Source organism: Flavobacterium sp. LM5 (genome assembly GCF_002017945.1).
Classification (GTDB): domain Bacteria; phylum Bacteroidota; class Bacteroidia; order Flavobacteriales; family Flavobacteriaceae; genus Flavobacterium; species Flavobacterium succinicans.
In genome coordinates, this window is record NZ_MUFX01000001.1 from 354,112 (window position 1) to 375,112 (window position 21,001).

Annotated in this window: 20 protein-coding genes, 1 tRNA gene and 2 pseudogenes; 12 read left to right on the top strand and 11 right to left on the bottom strand. The window is 32.9% G+C overall.

Annotated elements, in window-relative coordinates; all coding sequences use genetic code 11:
- Positions 1-11: 11 nt before the first annotated feature.
- The 4 genes from BXU11_RS01420 to BXU11_RS01435 all read right to left on the bottom strand — a co-directional run bounded on the left by BXU11_RS01420 (position 12) and on the right by BXU11_RS01435 (position 3,298).
- Positions 12-263 (bottom strand): DUF6327 family protein, encoded by a 252-nt coding sequence (locus BXU11_RS01420; RefSeq protein WP_078210749.1) that lies wholly within the window; start codon positions 261-263, stop codon positions 12-14.
- A 3-nt stretch (positions 264-266) separates the two neighbouring features.
- On the bottom strand, positions 267-617 hold the full coding sequence (locus tag BXU11_RS01425) for a phage holin family protein (protein ID WP_078210750.1): 351 nt from the start codon (positions 615-617) through the stop codon (positions 267-269).
- Positions 618-625: 8 nt separating this feature from the next.
- A complete protein-coding gene (locus BXU11_RS01430; protein WP_078210751.1) occupies positions 626-955 on the bottom strand; it encodes a YtxH domain-containing protein in 330 nt (109 codons plus the stop codon).
- Between the two features lie 303 nt (positions 956-1,258).
- Positions 1,259-3,298: a glutamine--tRNA ligase/YqeY domain fusion protein gene (locus tag BXU11_RS01435; RefSeq protein WP_078210752.1), complete on the bottom strand. Its 2,040-nt coding sequence runs from the start codon at positions 3,296-3,298 to the stop codon at positions 1,259-1,261.
- Positions 3,299-3,484: 186 nt separating this feature from the next.
- Here BXU11_RS01435 and folB point away from each other — a divergent pair, with 186 nt between their 5' ends.
- Positions 3,485-3,844: a dihydroneopterin aldolase gene (gene folB, locus BXU11_RS01440; protein ID WP_024980488.1), complete on the top strand. Its 360-nt coding sequence runs from the start codon at positions 3,485-3,487 to the stop codon at positions 3,842-3,844.
- A 116-nt stretch (positions 3,845-3,960) separates the two neighbouring features.
- Positions 3,961-4,031: transfer RNA gene (locus BXU11_RS17800), tRNA-Cys, on the top strand.
- A gap of 520 nt (positions 4,032-4,551) precedes the next feature.
- On the opposite strand, the pseudogene BXU11_RS01445 reads toward BXU11_RS17800, so the two are convergent.
- The 3 genes and pseudogenes from BXU11_RS01445 to rnr all read right to left on the bottom strand — a co-directional run bounded on the left by BXU11_RS01445 (position 4,552) and on the right by rnr (position 8,152).
- Positions 4,552-5,225 (bottom strand): annotated as a pseudogene (locus BXU11_RS01445) (LysE family translocator).
- Between the two features lie 73 nt (positions 5,226-5,298).
- A complete protein-coding gene (locus BXU11_RS01450) occupies positions 5,299-5,964 on the bottom strand; it encodes a head GIN domain-containing protein (protein ID WP_078210753.1) in 666 nt (221 codons plus the stop codon).
- 7 nt (positions 5,965-5,971) lie between these two features.
- Positions 5,972-8,152, bottom strand: coding sequence for a ribonuclease R (rnr, locus tag BXU11_RS01455; RefSeq protein ID WP_078210754.1), 2,181 nt, complete (start codon positions 8,150-8,152; stop codon positions 5,972-5,974).
- Between the two features lie 119 nt (positions 8,153-8,271).
- On the opposite strand from rnr, the gene BXU11_RS01460 reads away from it, so the two are divergent.
- Together BXU11_RS01460 and rpiB are read left to right on the top strand one after the other, a co-directional pair.
- Positions 8,272-8,505 (top strand): hypothetical protein, encoded by a 234-nt coding sequence (locus tag BXU11_RS01460; protein WP_078210755.1) that lies wholly within the window; start codon positions 8,272-8,274, stop codon positions 8,503-8,505.
- A gap of 909 nt (positions 8,506-9,414) precedes the next feature.
- A complete protein-coding gene (rpiB, locus tag BXU11_RS01465; RefSeq protein ID WP_024980493.1) occupies positions 9,415-9,846 on the top strand; it encodes a ribose 5-phosphate isomerase B in 432 nt (143 codons plus the stop codon).
- An 82-nt stretch (positions 9,847-9,928) separates the two neighbouring features.
- Here the strand turns inward: rpiB and BXU11_RS01470 are convergent, their stop codons facing one another.
- The 3 genes and pseudogenes from BXU11_RS01470 to BXU11_RS18400 all read right to left on the bottom strand — a co-directional run.
- On the bottom strand, positions 9,929-11,038 hold the full coding sequence (locus BXU11_RS01470) for a M48 family metallopeptidase (RefSeq protein WP_078210756.1): 1,110 nt from the start codon (positions 11,036-11,038) through the stop codon (positions 9,929-9,931).
- Positions 11,039-11,042: 4 nt separating this feature from the next.
- Positions 11,043-11,414, bottom strand: a complete 372-nt coding sequence (locus BXU11_RS18395) for a DUF898 family protein (protein WP_255373933.1) — start codon at positions 11,412-11,414, stop codon at positions 11,043-11,045.
- 36 nt (positions 11,415-11,450) lie between these two features.
- A pseudogene (locus tag BXU11_RS18400) lies at positions 11,451-11,960 on the bottom strand (YjgN family protein); the annotation flags it as partial.
- Between the two features lie 281 nt (positions 11,961-12,241).
- Here BXU11_RS18400 and BXU11_RS01480 point away from each other — a divergent pair.
- The 7 genes from BXU11_RS01480 (at position 12,242) to BXU11_RS01510 (ending at position 18,167) form a co-directional block, all read left to right on the top strand.
- Positions 12,242-12,571, top strand: coding sequence for an iron-sulfur cluster assembly accessory protein (locus tag BXU11_RS01480; RefSeq protein ID WP_024980496.1), 330 nt, complete (start codon positions 12,242-12,244; stop codon positions 12,569-12,571).
- A 10-nt stretch (positions 12,572-12,581) separates the two neighbouring features.
- Complete coding sequence (gene sufB / locus BXU11_RS01485; protein ID WP_024980497.1) at positions 12,582-14,030, top strand: Fe-S cluster assembly protein SufB; 1,449 nt, start codon at positions 12,582-12,584, stop codon at positions 14,028-14,030.
- A 79-nt stretch (positions 14,031-14,109) separates the two neighbouring features.
- Positions 14,110-14,499, top strand: a complete 390-nt coding sequence (locus tag BXU11_RS01490) for a four helix bundle protein (RefSeq protein WP_078210757.1) — start codon at positions 14,110-14,112, stop codon at positions 14,497-14,499.
- 41 nt (positions 14,500-14,540) lie between these two features.
- Complete coding sequence (gene sufC / locus BXU11_RS01495) at positions 14,541-15,293, top strand: Fe-S cluster assembly ATPase SufC (protein WP_024980500.1); 753 nt, start codon at positions 14,541-14,543, stop codon at positions 15,291-15,293.
- Between the two features lie 82 nt (positions 15,294-15,375).
- The gene (gene sufD / locus BXU11_RS01500) at positions 15,376-16,689 is read left to right on the top strand and encodes a Fe-S cluster assembly protein SufD (RefSeq protein WP_078210758.1); all 1,314 of its coding nucleotides are present in this window, start codon (positions 15,376-15,378) and stop codon (positions 16,687-16,689) included.
- A gap of 118 nt (positions 16,690-16,807) precedes the next feature.
- Positions 16,808-17,407, top strand: coding sequence for a Uma2 family endonuclease (locus tag BXU11_RS01505; RefSeq protein WP_078210759.1), 600 nt, complete (start codon positions 16,808-16,810; stop codon positions 17,405-17,407).
- 184 nt (positions 17,408-17,591) lie between these two features.
- Positions 17,592-18,167, top strand: coding sequence for a chalcone isomerase family protein (locus BXU11_RS01510; RefSeq protein ID WP_078210760.1), 576 nt, complete (start codon positions 17,592-17,594; stop codon positions 18,165-18,167).
- A 64-nt stretch (positions 18,168-18,231) separates the two neighbouring features.
- Here the strand turns inward: BXU11_RS01510 and BXU11_RS01515 are convergent, their stop codons facing one another.
- Positions 18,232-19,578, bottom strand: a complete 1,347-nt coding sequence (locus tag BXU11_RS01515; RefSeq protein WP_078210761.1) for a serine hydrolase — start codon at positions 19,576-19,578, stop codon at positions 18,232-18,234.
- A 199-nt stretch (positions 19,579-19,777) separates the two neighbouring features.
- Here BXU11_RS01515 and BXU11_RS01520 point away from each other — a divergent pair, with 199 nt between their 5' ends.
- On the top strand, positions 19,778-20,992 hold the full coding sequence (locus BXU11_RS01520; protein WP_078210762.1) for an aminotransferase class V-fold PLP-dependent enzyme: 1,215 nt from the start codon (positions 19,778-19,780) through the stop codon (positions 20,990-20,992).
- The last annotated feature ends 9 nt before the right edge of the window (positions 20,993-21,001 follow it).

Below are 21,001 nucleotides of genomic sequence, written 5' to 3' on the forward strand. Positions count from 1 at the left end.
AAAAGAGGCTATTAGCCTCTTTTTCTATTAATAATCCAACCTAAAATGTACGGTATTGCTGCTTGCAATAATTGCACATAATTATTGGAAAGGGTTTCTTTAAAAGATCCTAAATAACTATTTATTATATTTTTAGGCTCAAAACTCTCCCTTGTTTTTTGAAAACTTAAGACTACTTTTTGATAGTGAATTTCTTTTTGCAATTTTAAAATTTCCAAATCCCTTTCAATCTCTGCATAAGAGGCATATTTTTTTGCTTCCATAAATTAATCGTTAAAAAAGATTTCTGAAAATTTCTCTAAAATAGGTCCTTCGACGATTTTATCTTTAATCATAAACAAACCGAGTGTAACAGCAAGGTACAAACCTCCTACCACTAAAAAACCTAAAGCATTACTATTGAAATAATTTCCTAGTGCCAAAGCGGCAGCAACAGAACAAAATAACAACACCATAGCAAAGCAAAGTAAAATCATAGCAAATTTCAAAATCATAGTACTAGATTTCATCACAACTTTGAAACCCCAAAGTTTGTAATAAGCAAGATTACTCTCTATATAGGCTTGCAGTTGTTCTTGAACATCATCTGTTTTTTCTTTAAGTTCGTCTAAAGCCATAGTAAAAGTTATTTTTGAAATTTAGCATTTTTCAATTTTAGTACAGCTAACTTTTCTTCTAAGAAAGAAATAACATCCTCAGTTTTATGACTAGCGTTCGAAACTAAATTATCTAAACTTTGTTCTAAATCATCTTTGGTTAAATATACTTTTTCAACCAACTTATCAGAAACCTCATAAAGTGCTTCATTTAAATTATCTGAGGCCTCCTCTACTCCTTTTCTAATTTTTCTTCTAGTATTGCTTCCTTTATCTGGTGCAAATAAAATTCCAATACCAGCTCCAATCGCTGCTCCAGTTATAAGCGCTAAAATAGTATTACCTGTATTACTTGACATATTTTATGAAAATTTAAAGTTACTATGAATAAAGATACAACTTTATTAACAATGTAAAGTTAACAACCTAAAAAACTAATAAAAATAAGAGTGAAATTAAAAATAAGAGCCATAGATAAACGAAAAAAATAAAAAGGTAAATTGAGTCGTAAAAAATAAATAAATGGCTTAAATATAATTTATGAAAGTCAATTTTAATATAAATCAATTATAAAAAATATAAATAAAATAGAAAATAACTATAATAAAAAAGCATCCTTTTTAAGGATGCTTTTGATAATAAAAATCTATACTATTGAACAACTACAACTGAGAGTTAAAAATCGGCAAATGAATCGTGTCATGCTGTAAATTTTCTTTCACCACTTGTTGTACAAAACTCAATTGGCTTTTTAAAGACATCGTGTATAATTTTTGTAACACTTCTGATTCAAAATCTGAAAATGAAACTAGATTAGAATGTTTCAAAATCAAATTAGAAAATAATAAAGCATTATTATCATTTTTGATGTTTTTAATAACAGTTTGTATCAATAAACTATAATTAGCAATACTTTCAATATTATTAACAATTGAATTTAAAATGATCTCAGCATTATTTTGGTCTTTTTCTTTGACAAATTTATTGATCTCCTTTTGGGTATTCATTAAAAGATTGGCCTCTTTTTTATCTTTTTCTTCCCAAGCATCTTTAAGACCAACTGTTTTATTAAAGACTAATTTTGAAGAAGTTGTATCTTTATCAGTTGTAAAATAACCCAATCTTTGAAACTGAAAATGTGTTCCAGATAATGTACCAGCTAAACTTGGCTCTACAAAACCAGTAACAATTTGCAAAGAGGATGGATTCTTAAAATCTAAAAAACTCTTTTCTTTATGACTATCAGGAGCTTCATCTGTAAACAATCGATCGTACAAACGTACTTCAGCTTCTAAAGCATGCGCAATAGCTACCCAATGCAAGGTACCCGCTACTTTACGTTTACTCGCTTCGCTCCCACTTCCACTCAATGAATCTGTATCATATGTTGCATGAATTTCAAGAATAGCACCCTCAGCATCTTTGATAACAGACTCTCCTTTAATAATATAACCATTTTTTAAACGGACCTCGTTTCCAATACTCAATCTGAAAAATTTTGCTGGAGCTACTTCAAGAAAATCTTCTTTTTCTATATATAATTCACGTGCAAATGGCACTTTTCTAAAACCAGCCGTATCATCTTCTTGATTATTTTCGGCGTCTAACCACTCTACTTTATCTTCTGGATAATTGGTAATTACTAATTTAACAGGATCTAAAACAGCCATTACACGATGCGCTTTCTTATTCAAATCTTCGCGTAAACAAAAATCTAAAAGGGAAACGTCAATAATATTTTCACGCTTCGCTACACCTATAGTCTCACAAAATTTACGGATGGCAGCGGCGGTGTAGCCTCTTCTTCGTAAACCTGAAATTGTAGGCATTCGAGGATCATCCCAACCATTAACCACTTTATCTTGAACCAATTGCAATAATTTTCGTTTGCTCATAACGGTATAATTCAAGTTCAATCGAGCAAATTCGTATTGACGAGGACGCACTTTTTCAGTATCATAAATTTGATCCAAAAACCAGTCATACAACTCGCGGTGCATCACAAATTCAAGGGTACAAATAGAGTGAGAAATTTGTTCTAAATAATCACTTTCACCATGTGCATAATCATACATCGGATAGATATTCCAATCGTTTCCAGTACGATGATGATGACGGTGTAAGATTCTATACATCAACGGATCACGCATCAACATATTAGTGGAAGCCATATCAATTTTAGCACGTAAAACATGACTTCCTTCAGGAAAATCACCATTTTTCATTCCTTCAAACAAGGCTAGATTTTCTTCAATAGAACGATTTCTATATGGACCATCTACTCCTGGTTGTGTAGGCGTTCCTTTTTGAGCAGCCATATCTTCAGAAGATTGACTATCTACATAGGCTTTCCCTTTTTTAATTAACAAAATAGCCCAATCATACAATTGTTGAAAATAATCAGAAGAATACACTTCTTCGGACCAATTAAAACCTAACCATTGTACATCTTCCTTGATTGCATCGACATATTCTTGCTCTTCTTTAGCAGGATTCGTGTCGTCAAAACGAAGATTTACAGGTGCATTGTATTTTAAACCCAAACCAAAATTTAGACAAATGGATTTGGCATGACCAATATGCAAATAACCGTTAGGTTCTGGTGGAAAACGAAAACGTAACTGCTCCTTTGGAAAACCATTCGCAATACTATCTTCTATAATTTGTTCAATAAAATGAAGGGATTTTTCTTCTAATGCCATTGTTGAGTAATTTGAAAAGCAAAGATAGAAAATTAGATTAGAGTTAACAGCCCTAGCGAATACACTTCATCTAAAATATGCTTATTTTTGTATCAATAATAATCTTAAAGAGATAAGAATCTATTCTAGTTAAGAATGATTTTTACATCATCGTCACATCAATACTACCCAATAAAAATACAACAAATGAGTAAAATTAGATTAAAAAATATACGTACCTACTCCTATCATGGCTGTTTAATTGAGGAAGGAAAAATAGGTTCAGACTATTTGGTAAACTTAGAAATAGACTGTGATTTATCAACATCAGCGTTATCAGATGAATTAAAAGATACGGTTGATTATGTACTTTTAAACAAAATTGTAGAGGAAGAAATGGCCATTCGCTCCAAATTATTAGAACATGTGGCTAACAGAATTATAAATCGTGCTTTATTAGAAGCACCAAGTATTACAAAAGTAGCAGTAGAAGTTTCTAAAATTAACCCTCCTATTGGTGGTGATGTAGAACAAGTTACTATCATTATGAGTAAATCTCGATCTTAGTTTACATTTCAATACAAACTGGCATCTACAAAAGAACCGCTAAATATGTATTAATTTAAACCATGAAATTTGAATTTTAGAAATTTTATACTACATTTGCAATCCGTTTAAACAATGGCGTCGTGGCCGAGCGGCTAGGCTGGGCTCTGCAAAAGCTCCTACTCCGGTTCGAATCCGGACGATGCCTCTGAAACCTTCAAGGAAACTTGGAGGTTTTTTTATGGTTAATTTTTAGGAAAAATTAAATAAAGAAAAAGTTCGAATCCGAACTATAACTCTGAAAACTTCAAGCAAACTTGGAGTTTTTTCATGGTTAATTTTTAAGAAAAATCAGATAAAGAAAGTGTTCTAATCCGGACCATGACTCAAAAGAGATGCATAAATGTATCTCTTTTTTTATAAATATTGTAACTATTCAGCTTGTCTTACTTTCAATTGCCTCCAGCTTTAGCTGGAGTTATGATGGGGATTTATTGCATTGGCTTTAGCAAAATAAAAACAACAAATTTTGGCTAAAGCCTTTAAAAATTTCAAATATCATTTCTCCAACTAAAGTTGGAGGCAATTAATGTCAAAAAAATACCTGATTAGTTACTCATTATTATAAAAAATATGATAATCAAGAATACTAAATAAAGTGTAGTCTTAAACAAAAAAGCTTCTGAAATTCAGAAGCTTTTTTATCTTTTTTTGAATAGAAATGGCTCCTACTCTATCTTTTCTAAGGCATTTTTTACCATTTCTTTTTTGCCTGGAAAAACACCTTGTGCTATTAAAACAATTCCAAAAATCATTAAAACTACAGCAATTCCTTTTTTAATTTTATGAATGTTAGTAGGTGTCATTTTTGATTTTAATTTTTTAGCCAAAACGATTTTAATACAATCAATTAACAAATATGAAACGATAACTGATGTAAAAAAAGTAAGCATTCTAGACGTTTGCATGTCCATTTTTGGACCAACAGAAATGATAACTGCCAACCAAAATCCTAAAACACCAATATTGATAATATTCAAGAAAAAACCTTTCATAAATAAACTTCCGTAGTTCTTCTTGAGGATTTCATCTTCCAATATTTCATCTGGAGATTTCTCGGTATTTCGCAATTTTATAAAAGAAATGATACCATAAGCCAACATCACAATTCCACCGAAAATAAACAAGGAAGGTTCATCTTTAAGACTCGTTATCAAACGATAACTTCCCAAATAAGCGATAGCAATAAAAACAATATCGCCAAAAATAACACCTAAATCAAATACCATTGCAGCTCTAAATCCTTTACTAATACTAGTTTCTAGTAAAATAAAGAACACAGGGCCAATCATAAAACTTAAAAAAATTCCCAAGGAATTCCAGCTAAAATATCATTAATCATTTAATAGTGTATAGTAATTAGTGAATAGTAATTAGTGAATAGTAATTAGTGAATAGCTAAAAGTCTAGTTAAGTTACTTTTCTATTATAGTTCCACCAAGGATGGTTTCTTGATTGATTTGTTTGGGTTTACCATAAATATAAATAGAGCCTCCAGCCTTCACTTTTGCATCTACTAAGGTCGTAGCATGTATTTCAGCTTTTCCTCCCGCAGAAACGTTTATTGTAGCTTGATCGCTTATTAAATCCATACCTTCTAAGATACCACCTGACGCAATGGTAACCGCCTGACTTTTGGTTGTACCTATAAGGTCTAATATTCCACCTGAAACGGCTCTTATAGTCGCTTTTTCGGTATCTAATTCCACTTTGATGGTAGCACCTTCTTTGGTATTTAGTGTCAAAAGCGTTTGTTTGAATGGAAAATCACAAGAAACATAACTGCCTTCACTGGCATCTATGCTTTCAATTTTCTTGAAATGTAGTTCGATTTTAATATCATTTCCGGCCATTAATTTAGGAAAAGGCATTCTTAATTTTAATTGACCATTATTGTTAATAACCTCTACTTCGCTGGCTCTTGTGCCCGAAATACTGACTTTAGTTTCAGCAGCTGGAATCAACTTAACAGTTAGTCTATCAAATATTTTTACACTGTCAAAATCTCCAATATTCTTAGTTATTTGGGCTTGTACAACACTAGTTATTAGTAATGTAATCAATGCAATGTATTTTTTCATTTTTCTTCTAATTGTTTCTTTTTACAAAATTAAAATCCAATTGTTTTTTAACTAAATCGGCATTTTTAACTTTTACATAAATCTCGTCTCCTAATTGTAATAAATCATGTGAAGTCGCACCAACTAAGGCATATTGTTTTTCATCGAAAGTATAATAATCCTCTTTAATATCACGAATTCGGACCATACCTTCGCATTTGTTCTCGATGATTTCAACATAAATTCCCCATTCGGTTACTCCTGAAATAACACCCAAAAACTCTTGATCTTGATGGTTTTGCATGTATTTTACCTGCATGTATTTTATAGAATCGCGTTCAGCATTGGTAGCTAAACCTTCCATGGTTGATGAATGTAAACATTTGGTTTCATACGTTTCTTCATCAGCTGATTTTCCTCCATCAAGGTAAAACTGTAACAATCTATGCACCATTACATCGGGATACCTACGAATCGGTGAAGTAAAATGAGAATAATAATCGAAAGCTAATCCGTAATGACCAATATTATCGGTTGAATATTTGGCTTTACTCATCGAACGAATGGCTAAAGTATCAATCAAATTTTGTTCTTTTTTACCACTTACCTCTTCCATCAAAGCATTCAAAGATTTAGAGATATCACCTTTGTTTCTAAAGTCAATTTTATATCCAAATTTAGCAATCACATTTTGCATTGCAATTAGCTTATCTTCATTGGGTTCATCGTGAATTCTGTAAATAAAGGTTTTCTTTTGTTTCCCAATATATTCAGCTACTTTTCTGTTGGCCAAAAGCATGAATTCTTCAATCAAATGATTGGCATCTTTGGCTATTTTGAAGTACACGCCTTCAGGTTCTCCTTCTTGATCTAAATTGAATTTTACTTCGACTTTGTCAAAAGAAATAGCCCCTTCATTCATTCTATTTCTTCTTAAAATTTTGGCTAATTCATCCATTTTAAGAGTAGCTTCTACAATTTCGTCAGCCACCACATAGCTACTTCCTGTGATTGAAGTTTCTATTGGAATCGTATTGTCTTTGGTTTCAATGATGTATTGTGCTTCTTCATACGCAAAACGTTGGTCCGAAAAAATAACTGTTCTTCCAAACCATTGGTTCACAACTTTGGCTTTGGCATCCAATTCAAAAATAGCCGAAAAGGTATATTTCTCTTCTTGAGGACGTAACGAACAAGCGAAATTTGATAAAACCTCAGGTAACATTGGCACTACCCTATCTACCAAATATACCGAAGTGGCGCGTTGATAGGCTTCATCATCAAGTATGGTTCCTTCTTCTAGATAATACGAAACATCAGCAATGTGAACCCCTATTTCGAAATTACCATTCTCTAATTTTTTGAAAGACAAGGCATCATCAAAATCTTTGGCATCTTTTGGATCAATAGTAAAAGTCAGCGTATCTCGCATATCGCGACGTTTCGCAATTTCACTTTTTTGAATCGTAGTATCAATTTTTTGAGCAAAGGTTTCAACTTCTATTGGAAACTCAGAAGGCAAACCATATTCGGCCAAAATAGCGTGAATTTCTGTATCGTGTTCTCCTGGTTTACCGAGTACTTTTTCAACTCTACCAAAAGGACTATCCGCTCTTTTAGGCCAATCTTCGATGTGAACCAAAACGACATCTCCTTGCTCTGCCTCTCCTATTTTATCTTTTGGAATAAAAATATCCGTGTACATTTTTGGATTGGCGGTCGATACAAAAGCAAAATTCTTTTGAATGTCAATGACACCCACAAAATCAGTTTTGGCTCTTTCGACTACTTCAATGACTTCGCCTTCAGGACGTTTTCCTTTTCTTCGATTATAAACATAGACTTTTACTTTGTCTTTGTCTAAAGCACGATTCAAATTATTGGTTGGAATAAAAACGTCTTCTTCAAAATCAGGACAAATGAAATAAGCAGTCTTACGCCCCGTCATATCGATGGTTCCTTCGTAATAATCTTGACTTATGGCTTTGACCAAATAACTTCCTGGCTCTGATTCTATGATTTTTTTGGAAGCTGCTAATAGTTTCAAATCCTTAATGATTTGATTTCTACTTTGCGTATCATCAAGTGCTAGCTTTGCTCCTATTTGTTTATAATTAAAACCCTTATTAGGATTTTGTGCCAATATTTTTAAAATTTTATCGCTAAAATCTTTTTCTTTTTTGATTGGCTTTCTCAGTCTTTTACGCATATATCTTTTCTAATAAAGTCTAAAATTACAAAATAGTAACGGTTAAACACGAATGCCCTTTCGTTTTAAATTAAATATAACGTATTCTTAATTTCTATATCTTTATACAAATAACTGTTATGCAAGTTTTTAAGACTATTGCGGTATTCAATTATCCACATGAAATTGTGGTTTTACGTCACATTTTAGAGCTTGAAAAAATTCCCTTTTTTTTCGAAAATGAAACCATGCTATCGGTTGCTCCTTTTTATACCCATGCCATTGGAGGGATTCATCTCAAAATTCATCCTAACGATTTTGAAGCAGTACAACTAATCTTAAATGATCTCAATACTCATTTAAAAATTGTCTGATTCGATTTGATCTTACTTTTCAAAAATCAAAGTTGTCAACATTCATTTAAATAATAAAAAAGAAAAATTTAAAATTAAATATTTTTTGATGGTTATTATAGCGTGTTAATAATGGCAATAATTTTTTGTAAAAAATAGAAATTATGAAGTTAATTGAACTTATATGGAGTTATTAACAATGATTTTTAATACTAAAGCTTTGTAAAAGAGGTGTTTTTAATATTTAATTAACAATCGTTGATAATCGATTTTATATTGCATTTGTAAAAAAGTTTTTTTGTTTTCAATGTTAACAACTCTATTACGACTATTGATAACTATTCTAAAAATTCAACAAACTTTTCTTGTGTAATTCGATCCCATTTTGGATTACAATTTTTTTCGAAGGAAACTAAAAAAACTTCTAATTTTCTTTCTCAACTTATCAACAACATTTGTTAATTTAAAGTTAACTGAATATCAACTAATTACGTTTTGCTATTAACAATGTAAAAAATTAACATTTGTAATGAAATAAATGTGTTGATTTTAAGTATTTTATAAAAATGTAAAAATCGTATACTTTAGTTAAAATATTCTATGTGAGGTGGTTACTGAGTATCTATTTTTTAGAAGGTTTTGATCCCGTTATTTCGTTATTTATGATGTCTTTATTATTGTATGTTGATAGAAAAGCAATAGAAAATTTAATAAAAATAAACAGTCGGTAGGGCTTAGAAGATTAAAGAGTTTATAATATTCTTATTTACTGTATGATTTTTTGTGTTGATTTGGTCAATCTTGCTTTTATTAGATTGGTTTATTTACTTTAAAAGTTATACTTTTTTACTGCTGGTAAAAGCAAAATTTATAAACATAACTCAATTACTTTAGTTAAATTTGTTGCCTCACAACTTAATACAATAACTAATGAAAATTTCTATCGGTAACGATCACGCAGGACCAGATTATAAAAAAGCAATTGTTCAGTATTTAGAAGCTAAAGGACATGTAGTAACTAATTATGGTACAGATACAGAAGCTTCAGTTGATTATCCAGACTTTGGTCATCCTGTTGCTACAGATGTTGAAAATGGTGCAGCCGATTTTGGGATTGTAATCTGCGGAAGTGGTAACGGTATAGCTATGACGGTTAATAAACACGCTGGAGTAAGAGCAGGTCTTTGTTGGACCAAAGAAATTGCCTATTTAACCCGTTTACATAATGATGCTAATGTGTTGAGTATTCCAGCACGTTTTACTTCTATTCAACAAGCGGTAGAAATTGTAGAGACTTTTTTAACCACTGATTTTGAGGGTGGAAGACACCAGAATAGAGTGATTAAAATTGCTTGTCAATAAAAATTTTTTCGAGGTGCTTCGCACCAGTTGATATAAAAAAACCGCTTAGTAATTAAATAAACTAAGCGGTTTTTTATGTTTTTTATTTTTGAAGTTTTTCAAACAATGCTTTTAGTTTGAGATCTTGGTGAATGACATGATTTTTGGAGGAAATCATCGTTTTAATAGACTGAATTCTATCTTTTGTCACTGGATGTGTACTCAAAAATTCGGGTATTTCAATGCCGTGTTCTTTTTGTAAACGTTGAAATAAAGTAACCATTCCTTTTGGGTTGACCTGATTTTGCGTAACAATTCGAAAACCTTCTTCATCCGCTTCTCGCTCAAAAGTTCTTGAAAAAGATAGTGATTGCAGCGTATTGACATTGTCACCAATAACAGCCATAACGCCATTCACATCACCTAAAATAGTTGAAATAAATAGATAACCCGAAAGGTTTCGACACAGCATTTTCATTGCATGACGTTGGTTGACGTGCGCCGTTTCATGTCCAATTAATGCTACTAATTCATCATAACTTTTCATTTCGTTCAAAATACCGGTATACACTATAATAGTACCATCGGGTAGGGCATAGGCATTCATGATTTCTGAATCGATGACTTTGAATTTTAGTTTCTTTCTATTATTGAGTTGTAAACAGGCCGCAAAATCATTGAGTGCTTTCGTTTTTTCTATTTGTGGTTTTCCAAATATAGATTGTTCATCTATAAAATTTTCACCTAAGGTATCATCATAATCTTCTGGAATAAGGACAACCGATTTTTCAGCAACCCAAGGCAAAACATACAAATACGTCAAACCAATGGTTGTTATTAAGAAAAGAGCTAATAGGATATGAAATTTTAGTGGTTTTTGTACTAAAGTTTGATACCAATTGATCAAGCCTTTTTCTTTTCTGTACTGATGAATAGCAGTGATTAATACTTGATCCGTTACTTTAATGAGTTGAATGGGATCATCTCCGTGTTGTAAAAGTAGGGTGGTACCTCTATTTTCAAATTGAATGGTATTGATGAGCCACGTCGTCGTGTTTATACTTTTAGTAAAAGAGAAATCGATTGTGACTTCAGTATTCTTCAACTCTGTTTGAAAGATAATATGTCCTTTTACTGCGTCAAAAAACAGCTCAACTGTAGTTGGTACAGCTGAGCGTCCATCATAAAATATACCTTTGGAAGTGATGCTCATTTTTTTAAATAATAAATCCTAAATCTAAGAAATCACTAAGATCTTCACCCGTAGCATCTTTGAAATTTTCTTCGGTTTGCACTAGGGTATCCAAATCAATATCGCCTTCTATTTCTATGTGATCAAATACATACTTTAACGTTCTTGTGGCTACCCATGCATAGCCAAAACCTAAAGTAAAAAGTATGATTAATACATTGGTGATTCCTAAAGTTAAGAAATCTCCGCCAGTAGCTGTGGAGGTTAACTGCAATTCTTTATCTTCTTGATGAAGGCTAATATTAGAAACATAATAATCAAACAATTCTTTTTGCCACCAAAAGAAATAAATACCAAAAGTAATAGCCGTCAAGAAATAGCCTTTAAAGAAAATCAAAATATAATCATCACCATTACCAGCATAATTAAATTCAGCATCTCCAAAACGAACATTTCCTATTACATATCTTCTCATATTCATAGACATCCAAAAAGAATAAATTCCAAAGGTGATTATGGTGAAAAATATCCATTTGAAGAAGCTAAGGGTAAACTCCTTACGATCGCCTCTATAACCAAATCGAATCCCTCTCCAAGAAGTTCTAGACATTCTATAGCGATAGGAACCATGAATGGCTAATGGCATAAGTGCTAAAAAGCCCAAGTAAAAAAGAATAATACCTACAGCAGGAAGTTCAAGGAATATAAATAAATAAACTATACCAAATAAAGAGATAAACAGAAGTATGGCTTTGATAAAACCTTTAAACATTTCTCTTCCAGTACCGTGAAAGGCAAAGGAATCGCCATTAAGCTGTGTTTCGCCATAAAGATAGTGGAGTTGTTTGGCTTTTGCCCATGGATAGTACAAACCAAGTGTAATAAGGGTTAGTAACCAATTGACAATAATAATACTAAAAAATTGGCTTCCTTTTCCAGTATAGGATAACTGGTAATTTTATGGTAGTTGGGTTTTTTGTTCCATTTTTAAAATAATTAATTTTCTTGTTAATATTAATAATTTTTAAATATATAATTTTTTTAAACAATAGGAGTATAAATTTTTCTTATTGAGTTATCAAACATTAAAATGTTAAGAGGAGTGCCAAAATCTTTTTAAAGTAATACATTTGCAGTTAATTTAGACAAAATCAATATAGCCGAAAATTAAGGCCTTCAAACGGCCTAAATCACTAATAAAATAACCAAAATATATAATTACAAATGATAAAGGTTTCTGATACAGCTAAAACAAAAATCATCGATTTAATGAAAGATGATGGCTTCGATGCTGCTACTGACTATGTTAGAGTAGGAGTAAAAAGCGGGGGTTGCTCTGGTTTATCTTATGATCTAAAATTTGATAAAAACAAAGGCGATAACGACCAAATTTTTGTAGACAACAACATCACAATTGCTGTTGAAAAAAAATCATTCCTTTATTTAGCCGGAACCATTTTAGAATTTTCTGGAGGATTAAATGGAAAAGGTTTTGTTTTTAATAATCCAAACGCACAAAGAACTTGTGGATGTGGAGAATCTTTTTCTCTATAAATAAAAAAATATGAGCAAATATACCGAGGACGATTTAAAGATCGAACTAGAAACAAAAGAATATGAATATGGTTTTTATACCAATTTGGAATCCGAAACGTTTCCTATTGGTTTAAATGAAGATATTGTTCGCGCCATTTCTCAAAAAAAGGAAGAACCACAATGGATGACCGATTGGCGCATCGAAGCTTTTCGTGCTTGGCAAGAAATGATCGAGCCAGAATGGGCGAATGTGCATTATGAAAAGCCAGATTTTCAAGCCATTTCTTATTATTCTGCACCAAAAGCAGTAGATCCAAACAAGACATTAGACGATGTGGATCCAGAACTTTTAGAAATGTACAAAAAGTTAGGTATCTCTGTGGATGAGCAAAAAATGATGAACAATGTGGCTATGGATATCGTTGTTGATTCGGTTTCGGTAGCAACAACATTCAAAAAAACATTGGCAGAAAAAGGGATAATCTTTATGAGTATTTCCGAAGCCATTAAAGAACACCCAGAATTAGTACGAAAATATTTAGGCACGGTTGTTCCTCAAAAAGATAATTTTTATGCTGCTTTAAACTCGGCGGTATTCTCAGACGGTTCTTTTTGTTATATTCCAAAAGGAGTGAAGTGTCCAATGGAATTGTCTACATACTTCCGAATCAATCAGGCAGGAACAGGGCAATTTGAAAGAACACTTTTAATAGCAGACGAAGGAAGTTACGTTTCTTATTTGGAAGGATGTACGGCTCCAAGTCGTGATGAAAATCAATTGCATGCCGCCGTGGTAGAATTAATCGCCATGGATAATGCAGAGATTAAATATTCAACCGTTCAAAACTGGTACCCAGGAAATAAAGAAGGAAAAGGCGGTGTATATAATTTTGTAACCAAAAGAGGGATTTGCGAAACCAATGCTAAAATTTCGTGGACGCAAGTAGAAACTGGTTCAGCGGTAACTTGGAAATATCCTTCGGTAGTTTTAAAAGGAGATAATTCAGTAGGAGAGTTTTACTCTATTGCAGTAACGAATAATTTCCAACAAGCCGATACAGGAACAAAGATGATCCATTTGGGAAAAAACACCAAATCGACTATTATTTCTAAAGGAATTTCGGCAGGAAAATCACAAAACAGCTATAGAGGTTTAGTACAAATTAGCCCAAGAGCCGAAAATGCTCGTAATTTTTCGCAATGTGATTCTTTATTAATGGGTAATAATTGCGGTGCTCATACTTTTCCGTACATCGAAAGTAAAAATCCAACTGCCAAAATAGAACACGAGGCCACAACAAGTAAAATTGGAGAAGATCAGGTGTTTTATTGTAACCAAAGAGGTATTCCAACCGAAAAAGCCATCGCTTTAATCGTAAACGGATTTAGCAAAGACGTTTTGAATAAATTACCGATGGAGTTTGCTGTAGAAGCACAAAAATTATTAGAAATTTCGTTAGAAGGAAGTGTTGGATAATTAAATTTGTTTAAAGTTTAAGGTTTAAAGTTGAGATACTTAACTTTAAACCTTAAACAAAAAACTTTAAACAATATAAATGGCTACTATAAAACGATTTGAAGATTTAGAAATTTGGCAAGAAGCTAGAAAATTATCAAAAGAAGTAATTATACTTTCAAAGGAAACAGATTTAAGAACAGATTTTAGACTTAAAGATCAAATAAAAGCTTCATCTGGTTCAGTTATGGATAATATTGCTGAAGGATTTGAAAGAAATGGAAATGTAGAGTTTCGTCAATTTTTATCAATTGCAAAAGGTTCTGCTGGTGAAGCACGATCTCAATTGTATAGAATTTTTGATAATGATTATATAGATAAAGAAAAATTAGACAGCTTAATTTTTGAATACGAGAAGTTGAGTGGAAAAATAAATAATTTTATATCATATTTAAACAAAAAAGATTTTAAAGGGACTAAGTTTCAATAAGAACGAAAACTTTAAACTTTAAACTTTAAACAAAATAAAACATGTTAAGTATAAAAAACCTTCACGCCTCAATAGGCGACAAAGAAATATTAAAAGGAATCAACCTTGAGGTAAAAGCTGGCGAAGTGCATGCGATTATGGGACCTAACGGTGCTGGAAAAAGTACACTTTCGGCTATTATTGCTGGAAACGAAAACTACGAAGTAACCGAAGGCGAAATTATCTTAGACAACGAAGATATTGCAGAATTAGGTCCAGAAGAAAGAGCACACAAAGGGGTGTTTCTTTCGTTTCAATACCCAGTGGAGATTCCTGGAGTTTCTGTAACCAACTTTATGCGTACGGCTATCAACGAAACGCGCAAAGCCAATGGAAAAGAAGAAATGCCAGCCAACGAAATGTTGAAGGTGATTCGTGAAAAGTCAGAATTGTTAGAAATTGACCGTAAGTTTTTATCTCGTTCACTTAACGAAGGTTTTTCTGGAGGAGAGAAAAAACGTAACGAGATTTTTCAAATGGCCATGTTAGAGCCAAAATTAGCTATTCTAGACGAAACAGATTCTGGTTTGGATATTGATGCGCTTAGAATTGTAGCGAATGGCGTAAACAAGCTAAAAAGCGATAAAAATGCTATCGTTGTGATTACGCATTACCAACGTTTATTAGATTATATCGTTCCTGACTTTGTACACGTTTTATACAATGGTAGAATTGTAAAATCCGGCACCAAAGAATTGGCCTATGAGCTAGAAGAAAAAGGATACGACTGGATCAAACAAGAACAAGAAGCCTAAAAATTTGTTTAAAGTTTAAAGTCTAAAGTTATCCCATGACAACTTTAAACTTTTAAACCTTAAACTTTAAACAATTAGAAATATGTTAAGAGAAAAATTGATTTCGTCCTTTATGGCGTTCGAAGAGAAGATAGATGTACAAACTGATCTTCATGATATTCGTACTGCAGCGATAAAGAACTTTGAAAATAAGGGATTCCCCACCAAAAAAGAGGAAGCTTGGAAATATACCTCGTTGAATGCTATTTTAAAAAATGATTTCAGTGTTTTTCCAAATACCGAAAATACTATTGAGTACAAAGAAGTACAAAAATATTTTTTGCACGAAGTAGATACGTATAAAGTCGTTTTTGTAGACGGCGTGTTTAGTTCAAATTTGTCTGCTACCACGCATGATGGTATTGATGTTTGTTTGATGTCTTCTACATTAAACAAGCCAAAATACAAAATGATCATTGATACATATTTTAACCAAATTGCTAGTAAAGACGAGTCGTTGACTTCTTTAAATACGGCATTTGCTAGTGAAGGAGCTTACATCAACATTCCAAAGAGTAAAGTAGTAGATAAGCCTATTGAAATCATGTACTTTTCAACAGGTTCTGAAAAAGCTTTGTTGGTTCAGCCACGTAATTTGGTGATTGTAGGTGAAAATTCGCATGTGCAAATCATTGAAAGACACCAATGTTTAAATGATAATGCGGTTTTGACCAATTCAGTTACCGAAATTTTTGCTGCAAAACGCGCTATTGTGGATTACTATAAAATTCAAAATGATGCTGCCGAAGCGAATCTAATTGATAATACCTACGTTTCTCAAAAACAAGAAAGTCATGTCTCTGTACAAACCTTTTCATTTGGTGGAAACTTAACCAGAAACAATTTGAACTTTTATCATTTTGGAGAACGTCTTACCAGTACGCTAAACGGAATTACGATAATAGGAGAGAAGCAACACGTTGATCACTATACTTTAGTAAACCACGCAACGCCAAACTGCGAAAGTTTTCAAGATTACAAAGGAATATTTTCAGATAGAGCGACAGGTGTTTTCAATGGGAAAGTTTTCGTAGAAAAAGAAGCTCAGAAAACCAATGCTTTCCAAAAAAACAACAATATTTTGTTAAGTGATAAAGCCACTATCAATGCCAAACCACAGTTAGAAATTTTTGCCGACGATGTAAAATGTTCTCACGGTTGTACGGTTGGTCAATTGGATGAAACGGCATTATTTTACATGCAACAACGTGGAATTCCTAAGAAAGAAGCCAAAGCATTATTGATGTACGCTTTCTCGAATGCAGTTATCGAAAACATTAAAATCCCTGAACTTAAAAAACGCATTACAGCTATCATAGCCAATAAATTAGGCGTAAAATTAGGATTTGATTTGTAGTTTTAAATAAGTTTCAAAAAAAAATATAAAGGGCATAAAGTCTATCAAAGACTTTGTGCCCTTTGTGATTTATCCACTATCAAAAATTAGTATCTTTGATGTATTAATCTGCATTCTTATGGAAACAATTATTACAGACATTAACAGTTTAGATCTTTCCAAATCGTATACCTATGCCGACTACCTTACCTGGAATTTTAAGGAAAGATTAGAAATTTTGAAGGGGAAAATTTTCAAAATGAGTCCTGCTCCAAGTAGAAAACATCAGGAAGTTTCGATAAAATTATTTCGAAAATTTGACCGTTTTTTTGAAACTAAGTCTTGTAATATTTATTATGCTCCTTTTGATGTACGCCTGAAAAACTTCAAAAAAAGCACTTCAGATCAAGAAATTAGTACAGTAGTTCAACCTGATATTTGTGTAATTTGTGATAAAGATAAATTAGATGATAGAGGTTGTCTTGGTGCGCCAGATTTGATTATCGAGATTCTTTCACCGGGCAATTCCAGAAAAGAAATGGATATTAAGTTCGATTTATACGAAGAGAATGCCGTAAAGGAATATTGGATTGTAGAGCCGTATCAAAAATCAATTTTAATCTATACCCTTCAAAAAGATAAATATATTGGTCTCAAGCCCATAGCCGAAGAAGGATTAGTGCACAGTCCACTTTTTCCAGAACTGAGTTTTAATGTTGCGGATATTTTTGTGGATTAATTTTGTAGAAAAAAGGAAGTTATAATGAACCACCAACCAAAAGGTAGTGGTTTTTTTTTGGAATATATTATTCTTATTTTTTTATATTTTAATTGTTTTTATTCATAGATTTAGAAACTATTTTTTACGAATTAATCAGAAAAATAAATTTAACAAAAAACAAAAATTTAAAGCTGTTATTATTATGAAGAAAATTGTTGTACTTGTTGTATTTGTTGTTGTTCAATTTACCTCACTTTCTGCTCAAAATACATTTGTCGCTAATGGTGTAGTCATTCCTAGAACACTAGAATTTAAAGGAAAAGTAATGGATTTAAGCGGTTTTGGTGTTCGATCGAAAATGTGGGTTGATGTCTATGTTCAGGCGCTTTATCAATCTTTTTACAGCGACAAACCTTTTGAAGTGATGCAAAGCAATACCGAAATGGCTATTCGTATCCAAATTACTTCTGCTATGGTTTCCTCAGGAAAATTGACTCGAAATTTTAATAGTGGATTTGAACGCTCTGCGGGTGCTAATTTAGAGTCGTTACGTACACGAATTGAAAAGTTTAAAAGTTATTTATCTGATGAAATTGTACAAAATGATGTTTTTAATTTGATATACAATCCGTTGGATTCTTCTGTGTATGTCTTTAAAAATAATGAATTAAAAGGAACCGTTCCCGGGATTGATTTTAAAATTGCATTATTTGGAATTTGGCTTTCCAACAACCCTGTAGACGAACAATTGAAAAAGGATTTACTCGGAATAAAATAATTTAAAAATAACAAACCCGGCAACTTTTTAAAATTGTCGGGTTTGTGGTTCAATAGGGTAGAGGTTACTTCTTAAAACTTCCAATCACTCCTTTTAGCAATTCATTTACATCATATTTTGCTTCGTCGCTTAATCCCATTCTAACAATAACCAAATCCAAAGACGGAATAATAAATACCTTTTGTCCTTGGTAGCCATTGCAGGAGTACATATCACGCGGCGCGGCAGGGAAATGACCACCGGCATTCAGCCAAAAGTGCGCTCCATAACCTTCGTTAGAATCGTTGGTGGGCGTGCTTACATAATTCTCCCAATTGGCATCAAAGACTAGGTCGCCGTTCCAGTTGCCTTTATGCAAATACAATAACCCAAATTTAGCCCAATCCCTTGCGGTTGCCCATCCATAAGATGATCCAACATAATTCCCAACCATATCGGTTTCGATTAGCATGGAATGCATTCCAATTCGATCAATCAATTGTGCATACCAAAAATCCAAATATTCTTGATGGGTTTTGAACTGCTTACGCAAGATATAAGACAATAAATTACTAGTTCCCGAGGAGTAATTCCAATGCGTATTGGGAGCGAAGGCGGCTGGTTTTTCAAGCTGTACACGTCCCATATCTTCTGCTATGAACAACATTTTGGTAGCATCGCATATTTTATCATAGGCTTCTTCCCATTCCAATCCAGAATTCATATGCAACAAATCGTTGGTCGTGATTTTTTTTCGTTCATCCTTTTGCCATTCGGGAATTGGAGCGGGTTTGTTGATGTCGTATTTTCCATGTTTTTGAAGTATTCCAAAAAGAGTAGCAGTGATACTTTTAGTCATAGACCATCCCAAAATTTTACTGTTTTTGGTAAATCCAGTATCGTATTTTTCGGCAATAATTTGGTCTTTATAAATTACTAAAACCGCTCTTGATCTTATTTTCTTTTGCCCTTTTGGATCGAAGGCATTGTTTACTGCGGCAGTTAGTTTTGAATAATCCACATTAGCAAAAACAGTGTCTTTGGCTTCATTATTTCCGTAAGGGAAAGGCAAATTATTTTGTGTAAAGTTGCGTTTTGGGGTTAGATAGGGTTTTGAAACATCGAAATCATCATTGATTAAGGTGGCCCCTAAACCCTCTCGATAAATCGCTTTTCTAGTTTTTAATCCGTAAACAGAAGAAGTAGCGGTTTTGGCGTTGTCATCGATTTCATTTTTGGCAAGGTCAATCTGGTCAATATCATTATCTCCTTGTTCGATCATCTCTTGCGAGCGATGGTCAATAAAGTGCCCCGAAGCCATACTTTTGGCCGAAAAACCAGAGATTAAATCGAGTTGAGGATAGGTGGTATATCCAATATACCCAAGAACAAGCAAAAGAAGGATTCCGATACTTTTTATAATTTTCTTCATAAAATGTTATTTTTAAGCAATGTAGCAAAAAGTTGGAAACCTTGTGTTTGGTTTTATTTTTTTCTTTCCTTGCTCAAACTAAGAATGGTTTTTTCAATAAATGATGCCTATTTGGGTATCAAGTTTTATTAACAACTGTTTGCTAAAAATTAGCTACAGTTTCACTACTTTTGTATTTAGAAAAATTCTAAATTAAGTCATGTTAGATCTTCAAAAAATAAGAGCCGATTTTCCAATCCTTTCTCAAAAAGTAAATGGAAAACCTTTGGTTTATTTCGATAACGGAGCCACTTCGCAAAAGCCACAAGTAGTGATTGATGCGATTGCAAAGTATTACCAAGAAATCAACGCCAATATTCATCGTGGCGTACATACCTTGAGCCAATTAGCTACAGATGCTTACGAATTGTCCAGAGGGAAAATACAACAACATATCAATGCCAAGCACGCCCACGAAGTTTTGTTTACTTCAGGTACTACTCATGGCGTGAATTTGGTAGCGAATGGGTTTGCTTCTCTATTAAAATCAGGCGATGAGGTATTGGTGTCTGCTTTAGAGCATCATAGCAATATTGTGCCTTGGCAAATGCTTTGCGAGCATACAGGTGCTACGCTAAAGGTTATTCCGATGAACGAAAAAGGGGAGTTAATCTTGTCTGCATTTGATGAATTACTATCCGAAAAAACCAAAATCGTTACGGTAAATCATATTTCTAATGCTTTAGGAACGATTAATCCTATAAAATGCATCATTGACAAATCGCACGAATTTGGCGCAGCAGTTTTTATTGACGGAGCGCAAGCGGTCCCGCATTTGAAACCCGATGTGCAAGCCTTGGATTGCGATTTTTATGCTTTTTCAGGACATAAAATGTGTGGGCCAACAGGTACTGGAATTTTGTATGGAAAAGAAGCTTGGTTAAATAAATTACCACCCTATCAAGGTGGAGGAGAAATGATAAAAGAGGTAACTTTTGAAAAAACCACTTATGCGGATTTGCCACATAAATTCGAAGCAGGAACGCCTAATATTGCTGGAGGAATTGTCCTTGGAACTGCGGTAGATTATATGAATGCCATAGGTTTTGAAAACATTCAGGCCCAAGAGTTAGCACTTTTAGAATACGGCACACAACGCTTGTTAGAAATAGAAGGCTTGCGTATTTTTGGTACTTCAGAAAATAAAACTTCGGTGATTTCTTTTAATATAGACGGGATTCACCCATACGATATTGGGACCATTATCGATAAATTAGGAATAGCTGTTCGAACGGGACACCATTGTGCCCAACCGATTATGAATTTCTTTGAAATTCCAGGAACGATTCGAGCGTCTTTTTCGTTTTATAATACCAAAGAAGAAATCGATAGCTTAGTGGAGGCGGTAAAAAAAGCCAAAATGATGCTGTCATAAACACCTAAA